Annotated in this window: 13 protein-coding genes and 2 tRNA genes; 4 read left to right on the forward strand and 11 right to left on the reverse strand. The window is 45.2% G+C overall.

Annotated elements, in window-relative coordinates:
• Positions 1–12: 12 nt before the first annotated feature.
• Positions 13–891 (reverse strand): radical SAM/SPASM domain-containing protein, encoded by an 879-nt coding sequence (locus tag ACXHJ2_RS14615; protein WP_165084397.1) that lies wholly within the window; start codon positions 889–891, stop codon positions 13–15.
• Positions 892–1,067: 176 nt separating this feature from the next.
• Here ACXHJ2_RS14615 and ACXHJ2_RS14620 point away from each other — a divergent pair, with 176 nt between their 5' ends.
• The 3 genes from ACXHJ2_RS14620 to ACXHJ2_RS14630 are packed head-to-tail and all read left to right on the forward strand — an operon-like array spanning position 1,068 to position 3,496.
• On the forward strand, positions 1,068–1,862 hold the full coding sequence (locus ACXHJ2_RS14620) for a helix-turn-helix domain-containing protein (RefSeq protein ID WP_165084398.1): 795 nt from the start codon (positions 1,068–1,070) through the stop codon (positions 1,860–1,862).
• Complete coding sequence (locus tag ACXHJ2_RS14625; protein WP_165084399.1) at positions 1,843–2,508, forward strand: GNAT family N-acetyltransferase; 666 nt, start codon at positions 1,843–1,845, stop codon at positions 2,506–2,508. Before ACXHJ2_RS14620 ends, ACXHJ2_RS14625 begins: the two co-directional genes overlap by 20 nt.
• Positions 2,492–3,496: an alpha/beta hydrolase family protein gene (locus ACXHJ2_RS14630; protein ID WP_165084400.1), complete on the forward strand. Its 1,005-nt coding sequence runs from the start codon at positions 2,492–2,494 to the stop codon at positions 3,494–3,496. Before ACXHJ2_RS14625 ends, ACXHJ2_RS14630 begins: the two co-directional genes overlap by 17 nt.
• On the opposite strand, the gene ACXHJ2_RS14635 is transcribed toward ACXHJ2_RS14630, so the two are convergent.
• The 4 genes from ACXHJ2_RS14635 to nrdR form a co-directional block, all read right to left on the reverse strand.
• On the reverse strand, positions 3,483–3,911 hold the full coding sequence (locus ACXHJ2_RS14635) for a GNAT family N-acetyltransferase (RefSeq protein ID WP_238791789.1): 429 nt from the start codon (positions 3,909–3,911) through the stop codon (positions 3,483–3,485). The two genes, ACXHJ2_RS14630 and ACXHJ2_RS14635, sit on opposite strands and share 14 nt — an antisense overlap.
• Positions 3,912–4,144: 233 nt before the next feature.
• Positions 4,145–4,217, reverse strand: a tRNA-Lys gene (locus ACXHJ2_RS14640).
• An 11-nt stretch (positions 4,218–4,228) separates the two neighbouring features.
• Positions 4,229–4,304 (reverse strand) — tRNA-Ala (locus tag ACXHJ2_RS14645).
• A gap of 130 nt (positions 4,305–4,434) precedes the next feature.
• Entirely contained in the window at positions 4,435–4,902 is a 468-nt protein-coding gene (nrdR, locus tag ACXHJ2_RS14650) for a transcriptional regulator NrdR (protein ID WP_013370366.1), read from the reverse strand.
• A 105-nt stretch (positions 4,903–5,007) separates the two neighbouring features.
• On the opposite strand from nrdR, the gene ACXHJ2_RS14655 reads away from it, so the two are divergent.
• Positions 5,008–5,232, forward strand: coding sequence for an alpha/beta-type small acid-soluble spore protein (locus ACXHJ2_RS14655; RefSeq protein ID WP_013309613.1), 225 nt, complete (start codon positions 5,008–5,010; stop codon positions 5,230–5,232).
• A 118-nt stretch (positions 5,233–5,350) separates the two neighbouring features.
• On the opposite strand, the gene ACXHJ2_RS14660 is transcribed toward ACXHJ2_RS14655, so the two are convergent.
• The 6 genes from ACXHJ2_RS14660 to phoU form a co-directional block, all read right to left on the reverse strand.
• The gene (locus tag ACXHJ2_RS14660; RefSeq protein WP_013370365.1) at positions 5,351–5,914 is read right to left on the reverse strand and encodes a lytic transglycosylase domain-containing protein; all 564 of its coding nucleotides are present in this window, start codon (positions 5,912–5,914) and stop codon (positions 5,351–5,353) included.
• Entirely contained in the window at positions 5,911–6,507 is a 597-nt protein-coding gene (gene coaE, locus ACXHJ2_RS14665; protein ID WP_013370364.1) for a dephospho-CoA kinase, read from the reverse strand. Before coaE ends, ACXHJ2_RS14660 begins: the two co-directional genes overlap by 4 nt.
• A 10-nt stretch (positions 6,508–6,517) precedes the next feature.
• Positions 6,518–7,315 (reverse strand): MntP/YtaF family protein, encoded by a 798-nt coding sequence (locus ACXHJ2_RS14670; protein WP_129549006.1) that lies wholly within the window; start codon positions 7,313–7,315, stop codon positions 6,518–6,520.
• Between the two features lie 112 nt (positions 7,316–7,427).
• A complete protein-coding gene (gene mutM, locus ACXHJ2_RS14675; protein WP_040101712.1) occupies positions 7,428–8,258 on the reverse strand; it encodes a DNA-formamidopyrimidine glycosylase in 831 nt (276 codons plus the stop codon).
• 71 nt (positions 8,259–8,329) lie between these two features.
• Entirely contained in the window at positions 8,330–10,984 is a 2,655-nt protein-coding gene (gene polA, locus ACXHJ2_RS14680; protein ID WP_165084402.1) for a DNA polymerase I, read from the reverse strand.
• A gap of 175 nt (positions 10,985–11,159) precedes the next feature.
• Positions 11,160–11,819: a phosphate signaling complex protein PhoU gene (phoU, locus tag ACXHJ2_RS14685; protein ID WP_016819636.1), complete on the reverse strand. Its 660-nt coding sequence runs from the start codon at positions 11,817–11,819 to the stop codon at positions 11,160–11,162.
• Between the last annotated feature and the right edge of the window lie 38 nt (positions 11,820–11,857).

Raw genomic sequence — 11,857 nt, forward strand, 5'->3', positions numbered from 1 at the left:
CCACCTCTATGATTAGGTTCCAAATCGTTTGCGATACCCGCACTTTCGGCACAACTCTTCTACTGCTTCTCTTCTGGAGAATCCAAAGTACAGACGGTTTGCACGCTCACCTTCCACGATCTCGGAAAAAGTTTGCTCATGCACATTTCCTAAGTTAATGACACCTTCTCCATCAAGACAGCAAGGGACCACTGTTCCATCCACCAAAACCGCCGCCTGACTGCGAAGCGCATGACAAAAGCCTTTTCCGTCATCTTCCGGAGCACTCAGGCTAGGCCATTCAAATTCGTAGTCCTGATTCAAATATACATTAGGAGCGATTTTGACCCCACTGCCCGGTATTACTTTTTCCTCAATCCGATAATCCAGTTCAAACTCTTGCTCCAATTGCTCCAGTGTCTCCCGGTTGCGCTGACGCTGCACATTAGTCAAATTATCTTGAGTCAGATTCCAGAGACGGAAGGAAATAATGATATTGTGCTTCACAGCTTCTCTGACAAACGTGAAAATATGACCCAAATAACCTTCTCGATCCACAGAACCTTCATGCCCGTCGAAACTATGAAGAGAAAAATTCATCTGCCGTAAGGCTGGCTGACCAAGCAGCTTATGTCCGGTCTTCGGCAGCAAGGTACCATTGGTGGTAATGTTGACCTTTAAGCCTTTCTCATGCGCACTCTCCAGCAAAAGATCAATTTTGGGATGGAGCAAAGGCTCTCCTTTTACATGCAGATAAATGTAATCCGTATGCGGCTTGACCTGATCAAGCACATTCCGAAAAACTTCCGGATCAATAAATTTTTTGACACGTTGTGTCTGAGGGCAAAAACTGCATGCAAGATTGCAAATGCTTGTTATCTCAATGTATACCTTCTTAAAAGTCTTCAACATGATTTCCCCATTCTAACCTTCATCCTGAACATTTGGTTTATGCTCACTAATCTTATGATTATAACGGGTTATGAACGAGAGGTAAACTCTGCGGATATTTTCTATTGACCTTAGGTCTGACCTAAGGTTTATAGTGAAGTTATTCAATTATCAATTATGAGTAAGGAGACCTATCATTGAAAAAACACATAACGATCAGCCAGCTTGCTCAGCTCATGAATGTATCTGTACATCAGCTACGGTATTTTGAGGAAAAGGGGATCCTTTATCCGTTATACACAGATGAAAATCAATATCGAATGTACGGACTTCATGAAATTTATCAACTTTCCCATATTTTAATGCTACGTAAACTAAACATCCCTGTCGGTCAAATTGAAGAATGTATGACTTCCTACACTGCCGATGATTACAACCAGCTTTTAGAACATTCGTTACAGAAGGTACAGGATGAAATGGCTAACTTAAAGTTGCTCGAACAGTTTATTCACAAAGTGCTAAAAGAACATCATACCCTTACCCAGCAAAACAATGAGTATCGACTCAAGCTGCAGGGCACTCGACATTTAAAGCTGTGGTTTGCATTGGAGAGGGATCAAGAGCTCACGGCCAGGAATCTATTTGAACAGCGGCCTGCCCCACCACAATTATTTGAAAATGATCTACATTATCTATCTGACTCTGGACAGGTGAAGCTATACTATGAAACGACATCAGGAACAGCTGACTACATTCTGGAAGAAGGTACCTATCTCTACAAGCATTTCTCCGCCACTGAAGACGCTGAGATAGAACACCAAGTCCAACAACTGGAGCATTATGCGACCCAACACCAATATGAATGCTTGAGCATAATCATTGTGGTGGAAAAATCCTATCTATCCATATTTGACAGCAACGAGCTGCAATATGAGATTCAAGTACAAATTTCTGATAGCAGGAGGACGTTACATGAGTCCACAATCCTATGACATTGTTGCTTATCAAGAGCAAGACCATGAAGCCGTATGTAAGCTCTTAGTGGAATCGTTTAAAGCAAAATTTCAAGCTCTTGTTGCACTGGAGGTTCAAGATATACAGCGTTTATTAATGCAGGTTTGGGTTCAAAATCCTAATTCTACATCTATGAAACAATTTGTCGCCAAAGAGAACGAAGATGTTGTTGGCGTCCTTTCACTCAAATGGAAGGCTCCCTCCTCTTCACTTCCTATAGCCAATCTCATTTCTTTGGCTCCGCTTATAAAACAGTTTGGCTGCTTCAATGTATTTAAATTTTTGACAGGCATGCATGCGCTGGAATATAAGCCTGCCATAGATGAGTGTTACATAGATCATTTGGCGATTCGCTCAAGTCATCGCAATCAGGGGATCGGGCGACGTTTTCTAGCTTTCGCACAGCAGTTTACGGTTGAATCCGGTTTCCATGCGTTGACACTTCATGTAGCACATAAGAACCAGCAGGCTATTCGTTTGTACCACAATCTAGCGTTTGAAATAGAGCAGTCCCAATATAATTATTGGCGGCATTTTTGGTTCAAGGAGCCTGTATGGCATTTAATGAGCTGGAAAGAACGAAACTGCAATCGAGGAGAGAACAGCATTGAAAAAAACATATAGGCTTACCCTTGGTATTGTGGCAGGTCTGGCTTTTGCCTTGATATTGATTGTTTTATATCAAAATTCCTACAAGATGACGGAAGAAAAAATACAAATTGCGACTCCCAAAGGAGTATTAACAGGTACACTGGCTTTGCCTAAGAACTACTCGGGAAAGATTGGACTGGTTGTTTTTGTCCATGGAGATGGTCCAATCAATGACACCTATGATGATGGATACAAACCACTGTGGGAAAGGTTCGCTTCTAAGGGCTACGCTTCCTTATCCCTGAATAAGCCCGGTATTAACGGCGCTCCAGGCAATTGGCTAGAGCAAAGTATGGAGGACCGAGCACAGGAGATTCGATATGCAGTTGCCTGGGCCAAAACCTTACCGATGATTGATAAGCACAAAATCGGCCTATGGGGGGCCAGTCAAGCAGGCTGGGTCATTCCGAAAATCGTTAAAGAGGAGCATGATATTGCATTCAGCATCCTTGTATCGCCGGCCGTGAATTGGATTACACAAGGGCAATTTAACACCAGGAAAGAGTTGGAACAAGAAGGAGCTAGCCCGCAGCAAATTAAAAAGAGACTGGACTACGACCAAAAGACTCTACAACTACTGAAAAAACATGCTTCCTATGAAGAGTACCTAAGCATGGCCGATCCTGAGAATATAATTCCCAAAGAAAGATGGAGCTTTATAGGCAAAAATTTTCGTTCTGATTCTACGAAAGAATTAAGCTACTTTAAATCTCCTGTACTCTTGGTGCTGGCTGGAAAAGATATGAACGTAGATGTAAAAGACACCGAGCGAGTATATCGCCAAAAGATATCTCCAGAGCTGCTGTCTGTCATTCATTTGCCTAAAGTTGACCATTCCATGATGAATGAACAAATCGCGCATTCCAAGTCCCTAACCTTCTTAACAGCCATATTTGCCCCAAGACAATTGGTGGATGATGAGTACCTGAAGATTCTTGCCGATTATGTCAGTCAGCATTAAACAATGATATTCTTTTTTTCCATATTTCTTTGGAATAGGCTAATGAAAAACCCATCGAAAAGATTCTTTCTACACCTTTGTCCTTGACTCTTTTTATGGCTTCATAAATAACGGCTTTTCCAAGCCCCATTTTTCTATATTTCGGTATCGTACCTACAGGCTTCAGTATTCCTATTTTATTTAGCTCGTCGTACCAGACAGTAGTGAAAGAAGCAACTTCATTCGCATCCGAAATTCTAAACCCGTTTGGTAATTCCAGCTTTACATCATGCGGTACATTCATATAGGACGTCGTTTCTTTCCCATCCTGCAAGATGTACCCTCTTTTTTTCAAAAGCTCCTTCAGTTGCTCTCCATCCTCGTTTACGATTATATCTAAAGTAGCTACATTCTCACCATGTAAAGTTAATTTCAATTCAATTCAGCATAATCTATTAATTCATTTAGAAATTCATTTGAAGGAACTCAACTCATTTGTAAAATACGAACTGCGTTGAAACAACGATCAAAGTACACTCACAAACAATGGGTTCTATTTATAATCAAACTCGATAAGCGCTCATTCAACCCCTACCTGTCCTTGGTTAGGCTGGGAACAGATCTATGAATAACAAAAAAAACGGCATTTCTGCCGTTTTTTCTAAAGAATGGACTCTCAGGGACTCGAACCCTGGACCAATTGATTAAGAGTCAACTGCTCTACCAACTGAGCTAAGAGTCCATATAAAATTATGGTGGAGCCTAGGGGGATCGAACCCCTGACCTCATCGCTGCCAGCGATGCGCTCTCCCAGCTGAGCTAAGGCCCCGTCACATGTAAGTGAATTAACGTTTCAAGCGACTTCTATATCATATAAAATATTCGACCCTGTGTCAATACTTTTATAAAAAAAATATAATCCTCTTCCCACCACGGCCCTAAAAAGATACAGTCAGCGATCAGTCGCTGTCTGTATCTTTGGATAACAGTGTTTTCAGTTCCTTCATAAACATATTGATGTCTTTGAACTGCCGATAGACGGACGCAAAGCGTACGTAGGCGACTTCATCCACAGGATAGAGCTGTTCCATGACTAGCTCACCAATCTGCTGGCTATCCACCTCTGTGGCTGCTGTGTTGCGAATAGCGTTCTCCACCTGAGATACGATCAGATCGAGCTGCTCGACTGAAACTGGACGCTTCTCACAGGCTCGAATGAGACCGCGCAGCATTTTATCACGGCTAAACTCTTCACGGCTGCCATCTTTTTTGATGACCATCAGTGGGGTCTCTTCTACCATTTCAAAGGTGGTAAAACGCCTGGCACACTGTTCGCATTCGCGACGGCGGCGGATGGACTTATTATCATTCGCTGGTCGCGAATCCAACACTTTCGTGCCATTGTAGGCACAATACGGGCACTTCATAATCTCATCACTTCCTTTTTCCAATAAATTCCCGAAGCTTTTTAGTAATAATTTTGTCGAAACGGATCATAATATGTTTACCACGTCGCGAGGAGGTGAACAACAATGGCACAAGGAAACAATGGCAACTCCAACAACCTGGTAGTCAGCAGATCCTCCGGTGCTCTGGAGCAAATGAAATATGAAATCGCTCAAGAGCTGGGTATCAGCATTCCTCAAGATGGATACCAAGGTAACATGACTTCCTATGAGAACGGTTCGATCGGGGGCTACATCACAAAACGCCTCGTAACGATCGCCGAACAACAATTGGCAGGTCAATACCAATAATCTCGGTAATAATCAAGAAGTAATACGAAAAAGTGTAGGGATAGGCTGCTAAAAACAGCCTGTCCTGCGCTTTTTTCATTTTAAAGCGAAAAGGCTCATATTGTCATTAACCTGTCACTTAAAACTCATTATAAATTTTTGTATATTGCCTGTAATAGTAGATGACTCGCTGTACATAATGCCGTGTCTCACCAAAAGGGATTTGCTTAATGGACTCTTCTTTGCCATCCCACACCCCTTGATCCAGCCACTCCTTAACTTTACCTGGACCAGCATTATATGCCGCTACGATGACCACAGGATTATCCTGAAACTTCATAGACAGGTTATGCAGATACCAGGTTCCCAGCTCAATGTTGGTGCCAGGCTCGTGCTTTACACTGTCCAGCGGGACCTTCTGAATCTGGGCACTGTCCATAATCCAATTGGCGGTATTCGGCATAATCTGCATAAGCCCCAGTGCACCCTTGTGTGACTGCTTGCTGGTTTTAAAGTTTGTTTCCACACGGATAATAGACGCCACCAAAAATGGGTCCACTTCATACGTCTGTGAATATTGCCGAATTTCATCCTTATATTGAATCGGGTAAAACCATGACATCCAATTGGAATTGAGGAACAGAATCAGGACAAATCCGACAAACAAAATGAGCAGGACTCTTTTCTTACGTAAAATGTTCATGCAAGTCCCTTTCGCTGCCAAAACTGATCAATTTGCCGCTTCGTCTCAGTCTGTGTTCCGCTATTATCAATAACAATATCAGCCAAACTTTTTTTCTGCTCGATATCCATTTGTGCGGACAGGCGAAGCTCGGCTTGCTCTTCTGTCAGACCGTCTCTAAGCATCAGACGTCGGAGCTGAATATCACGTGGTACATATACAACCATAATTTCCTCGTACAGGCTCTCCAGCCCAGACTCATACATTAACGGGATATCTGCCAAAACAAGCTTGTCCGGCTGCTCCCGTTCATAAGCTTCCATGCGCAGACGCATTTCCTCACGAATAGCAGGATGCGTAATATCGTTAAGTGCCTGTCGCTGAACAGGGTCTCCGAATACAATCTCTCCCAGTCTTTTGCGGTGCAGGGTTCCGTCACTGTTCACTATAGCTTGTCCAAAATGCTGTATGACCGCCGCCAGCACCGGATGCCCCGGAAGCATGACTTCCCGGGCAATGGCATCTGCGTCGATCAGCAGCGCACCCTTGGCGACCAAAAGAGCCGACACGGTGCTTTTTCCGGTAGCGATCCCTCCGGTTAATCCGATATTCATGCTCTTCACCTCATAACAGCTTCAATATGCCCATCATAATGAGTAATAATGCCGGCAATACACCGAGCGCCTTCATAAATCGAAATGCTGACAGGAAGAACCCTGCCTTCATACCAGCAATTAAAAATACACCACTGAATAACGTAATAGCCAGCGCAGTAGACAGGGGCTGAAAACCAAGCATGGCTGCACCTAATCCTGCTCCGAACGCATCGACCGATAATGCAATACCTAACCAAACCGCTTCGGTAGCAGATATACTGCCGGAACGGTCCATATCCGCAGCAGATGGGCTTCGAAGAATCCGAATAACAAGCCCCCATTTGCGGAACTCCAGCGAAAATAACGTTCGCTCCTCTTGCTGTAGCTCCAAAGAGGTTTCTGTCGGTAGGCCTTTTCCTGAGCTGCTTAGAGACTCTGTATTGGCATCCTCTGCACTTTTTTTCTCCGCAAGTGCTGATATATTCTCTGAATCAACCTGTTCCGTAAGGCGAAGATTCCCCGGGACTTCCGCTGCTTCCTCCGTCAAATCTTCCTTGCGGTGCAGAGCCTGAATCAAAGAGTAGCAGCCGATACAGATCAGAATGACAGCACCGAAAACCGTCGTATATACAGGAGACAGAACACGAGATAGTAATGCGCCGAGCTGCATGGATATGCCGATCACTAAACCTGAACATACTGAGATGATCGCAATCGACAATAGTGGAATTTTCATTTTGCGCAGACCATATGTAACACCGACTCCGAAACTGTCCAAACTTAGTGCAAATGCCAGTAACAGCAGGGCTCCCCAATGATTTGCCACTCCAAATTCCCTCCCATTGCGAAGGCTGGGCGTTACAGCAACCTACTTCCTTCGCAGTATTGGTACTTGGAACAATATATGAGAGGGATGGGCTTGGGGTGACTGTGCCTGTTTAGCGCAAAGGCTGGCAGACCGGGCAATGATGTGTGCCACGTCCGGCTACGACGGATTTTTCGATCAATGTACCACAGTTCATGCAAGGCTTCGCGTTACGTCCATAAATTTGCAACTGATGCTGGAAATCGCCCGTTTTGCCCTGTCCGTTGACGAATGATTTGATGGACGAGCCACCAACCTGAATCGACGCGCCCAGCGTGGAGACAATAGCTTCATGCAGTATGCGAAATTGACTATCCGTTAAGCTTTTGGCTGGCTGTGCCGGATGAATCCCTGCCTTAAATAACGATTCATCTACATAAATATTCCCGATGCCTACTACATATGACTGGTTTAACAGCGCTGCCTTGATCGAAGTCGAACGAGTTCCAACAGCGGCACGCAGCATTTCAGGTGTAAAAGCCTCGTCCATCGGTTCCAAACCGAGTTTGTTTAGCGGCTTTTCCAGCAAATCCTGTCCTGCCGGGAATAAGTGCATCGTGCCGAACTGGCGCACATCCTGATAACGCAGCTCCGTACCATCTTTAAAATGAAAGATGACATGGGTATGCTTTTCCACAGGATCATCTTGTGAATACAATCCATAGCGTCCTTCCATTCGAAGATGGGAGACAAGCACCAGCCCGTCCAGCAAAATCCGAAGAAACTTACCGCGTCTCTCCACTCCTGTAATCCGGTGGCCGGCCAATTCCATCGCAAATGCGTGGATATCATCGGGACGTTGGATAATACGCGGCAAATTTACGGTTACATGATCTATATGTTTATCAACGATAAGCTCGTTTAGTGTTCGTTTAATGGTTTCTACTTCCGGTAATTCCGGCATGATGTCTTCACCTCACCCTATATTATAACGGAAGCAACGTCAAATTGGGACTATCTGCTCATTGAAATATCTTACTTGGCCTCATACCAATTGCTGCCATAGCTGACTTCCGCTTTAAGCGGCACAGCCAATTTTAATGCAGCTTCCATGGTAGCCGGGACAAGCTCTTTCATCGTCTCCATTTCCTCAGGCGGAACCTCGAATACAAGCTCATCATGTACTTGTAGCAGCATGCGGCTGCGAAGATTGCGTTCACGCAGCGCTGCGTCCATCTGCACCATCGCCAGCTTGATAATATCGGCTGCGGTACCTTGAATCGGCGTATTCATCGCTGTACGCTCAGCGAACGAACGCTGGTTGAAATTGCTGGCGTTAATCTCAGGCAAATATCGTCTGCGTTCCAGCAGCGTTTTTACGTATCCATCCCTCTTCGCATCCTTCACAATATCATCCATGTAACGGCGAACACCTTGGAACACGTCAAAATACTGGTCGATAAAGCGAGCCGCTTCCTTCCGGGTAATATTCAAATTTTGCGACAGACCATAGTCACTAATCCCGTAAACGATCCCAAAGTTGACCGCCTTTGCGGAACGGCGCATATCGGAATCTACAGCTTCTGCTGGTACACCGAACACATCGGATGCGGTCTTGGTATGGATGTCCATATCGTGGACAAAAGCCTCTTTCAAACGCTCATCATCCGAAATATCAGCCAGCACCCGCAGCTCGATTTGTGAATAGTCTGCCGCCAAAATCGACCAGCCCGGCTCCGAGGGAACAAATACTTTGCGGATTTTGCGTCCTTCTTCGAGACGGATGGGGATATTCTGCAAATTCGGAAATTGACTGCTCAAGCGTCCGGTTGCCGCAACCGTCTGCCGGAAATACGTATGCACTTTACCTGTCTTCTCCGAAATTTCTTTAAGCAATCCTTCGACATACGTCGATTGGAGTTTGGCAATGGTGCGATATTGCAAAATATTTTGCACAATATCATGATATGGAGCAAGCTTTTCCAGTACCTCTGCATCGGTCGAGTACCCGGTTTTTGTCTTTTTAATAACTGGCAGACCCAGTTTATCAAACAAAATCTCACCCAACTGCTTGGGCGAATTAAGATTGAACTCTACCCCTGCAGTGCTGTAGATCTCACCCACCAACGTTGCAATCTGGGCTTCAAATTCTTTACCCAAAGCGCGCAGTTCCTCTACATTTACCAAAATCCCCTGCTTCTCCATATCCGCCAGAATGCGTGATAACGGCATCTCCAGCTCATGGAACAGCTTGTGCATTTCCGTCTTTTCCAGTTCCGCCTGCTGCACGGGTACCAATGCTTCGATCACCGCTGCCTTACGTGCCACATGATCGGATAGTACATCCATTTCAGGAACTTTATATTTAGCTCCTTTACCAAACACTTCGTCATCTGGACGAATCGATGACAAGCCATACTTGGCTGCCAGTCCACTCAACGTCTGATTCGCGTCTGTCGGATCTAGCAAGTATCCGGCCAGTTGCACATCAAATTCGGCTCCGGCAAACTCAATTCCATGCCAGTGTAAAGCCAAGTCTGTACGGTGCAAATCATGACCGCGTTTTTTGCGTTCAGGATCGGCAAGCCATTCGCGAATAGGGGTAGCTGCATCACTTTGTAGAACATTCAGTGTCATAAAGAACTGCCGCCCCGTTGCGGCAAATATTAAGCCTACAATTTCAGCATGATGCGGATTATCACCATGCGTCTCCACATGCAGCACATCTATGTTATTCAGCACTTCTACCAATTCGCTGATACGCTCTTCATCCAGCACAGTCACGTCTGCCGTGGCTTCCTCTACGCCAACTCCAGCACTGCCAACCTCGCCCGATAAGGATAAACGCTCCAGCAGGGACTTGAACTCCAGTTTCGCCAGAGCTGGTCCAGCCGTCTCAGCCTGCAGCCCGCTGAAAACTACATCTTCCAGCTGTTTGTCCAACGTTACATCCCGATAAATAGTCGCCAATTCCTTGCTCATTCGTGCATCGTCAGCATGTGTCTCCACGCGTTCTTTCATTTTGCCCTTCAGCTCATCCGTGTGCGCCAGCACCTCTTCGACTGAACCATATTGATGCAGCAGCTTGAGCGCTGTTTTCTCACCCACGCCCGGAATGCCAGGAATGTTATCCGACGTATCGCCCATCAGACCCTTAAGGTCTATGATTTGCAGCGGCTTCAAGCCGTAACGTTCCTGAATCTGCTCAGGTCCGTACGTTTCCACCTCGGTAACCCCCTTACGGGTTAACCCGACCGTAACATGGTCTGAAGCCAATTGAAGCATGTCCTTGTCGCCAGTCACAACCAGCACATTGAAACCCGCTTCGTCCGCTGTTCTGGACAGGGTGCCTATAATATCGTCTGCCTCATAGCCATCCAGTTCAAATTGGGCAATGCCAAAGGCGGTCAATAGCTCTTTCAGCAGCGGAAATTGCTGGGACAGCTCCGGCGGCGTTTTCTCCCGTCCACCTTTGTAATCCTCGTACCCTTTATGGCGAAACGTAATTTTACCAGCATCAAAAGCGACCAAGATATGTGTTGGTTTATGCTCCTCCAAAAGCCGCAATAACATTGTCGTAAATCCATACACCGCGTTCGTCTGCTGTCCGCTTGAATTCGTCAACGGCGGCATAGCAAAAAACGCCCGGTATATGATACTGTTACCATCTATAAGCATGAGTTTATCCATTTCGCACCTCACAAGTTCATCAATGCATTCGTAACGTTCTTACATTTTACGCATTCCTCTTCCTATCTTAACATACAAGACTCTTTTTCAGAAAAAAACGGCTGTTTCCTAGCCAAATTTGCCTTTTGCTCAAAGACAAGTCTGGGTTAGAAACAACCGCTATATACCAATCGCTCTACTGGTTCAAATCTGGTCTCTCCCCTGTCACGAGATATACAGTGCTTTCACCGATATTCGTGGCATGGTCACCAATACGTTCAATGTACCGTCCTACAAGCAATTGCAACATGGCTTGTGAAGCCTCTGCCGGCTTTTCTACCATAAAAGCGTATAGATCGCTGATCATATGGCTGTACAAGGAATCTACCCGATCATCCTCTTTAGCCATTTTGTAGGCTAGATCTGTATTTTCATCCAAATAGGATTTGATCGCATTGTCGATCATTTCTTTAACAATGGAAGCCATGTGTGGGATATCTACCAATGGCTTCATCGCCTGTTGCCCTTCCAAGCGAAGTGTGACCTTAGCAATATCAAGTGCCAAATCGCCCATACGTTCCAAATCACTGGAAATTTTAAATGCAACAATGATCCGGCGTAAATCCTTCGCTACCGGCTGCTGGGTAATTATGAGCTTGGAGCCCATATCCAGAATATTTTCTTCCATTGTATTGAGGGATGCATCATTTTTGACTACCTGCTGGGCCATTTCTGTATTTTTGGTCTGCAAACATTCAATAGCCTGATCGAGCGCCTTCGAAACGTGTGCACCCATTTCGCGCAGTACGGCTCTCAGTTCTTCTAATCCTTCATCAAAACCTTTTCTACGTATCATTTCGAAGTCACCCCTTCTCGCATAATCATTAATTTGGC

The organism is Paenibacillus sp. ALE3, from assembly GCF_054113405.1.

What these genes read in the sequence shown, in the direction of transcription:
- ACXHJ2_RS14615 (WP_165084397.1), bottom strand. Translation starts at nt 891, where the DNA reads ATGTTGAAGACTTTTAAGAAGGTATACATTGAGATAACAAGCATTTGC.
- ACXHJ2_RS14625 (WP_165084399.1), top strand. Translation starts at nt 1,843, where the DNA reads ATGAGTCCACAATCCTATGACATTGTTGCTTATCAAGAGCAAGACCAT.
- nrdR (WP_013370366.1), bottom strand. Translation starts at nt 4,902, where the DNA reads ATGAAGTGCCCGTATTGTGCCTACAATGGCACGAAAGTGTTGGATTCG.
- ACXHJ2_RS14655 (WP_013309613.1), top strand. Translation starts at nt 5,008, where the DNA reads ATGGCACAAGGAAACAATGGCAACTCCAACAACCTGGTAGTCAGCAGA.
- ACXHJ2_RS14660 (WP_013370365.1), bottom strand. Translation starts at nt 5,914, where the DNA reads ATGAACATTTTACGTAAGAAAAGAGTCCTGCTCATTTTGTTTGTCGGA.
- coaE (WP_013370364.1), bottom strand. Translation starts at nt 6,507, where the DNA reads ATGAATATCGGATTAACCGGAGGGATCGCTACCGGAAAAAGCACCGTG.
- mutM (WP_040101712.1), bottom strand. Translation starts at nt 8,258, where the DNA reads ATGCCGGAATTACCGGAAGTAGAAACCATTAAACGAACACTAAACGAG.
- polA (WP_165084402.1), bottom strand. Translation starts at nt 10,984, where the DNA reads ATGGATAAACTCATGCTTATAGATGGTAACAGTATCATATACCGGGCG.
- phoU (WP_016819636.1), bottom strand. Translation starts at nt 11,819, where the DNA reads ATGATACGTAGAAAAGGTTTTGATGAAGGATTAGAAGAACTGAGAGCC.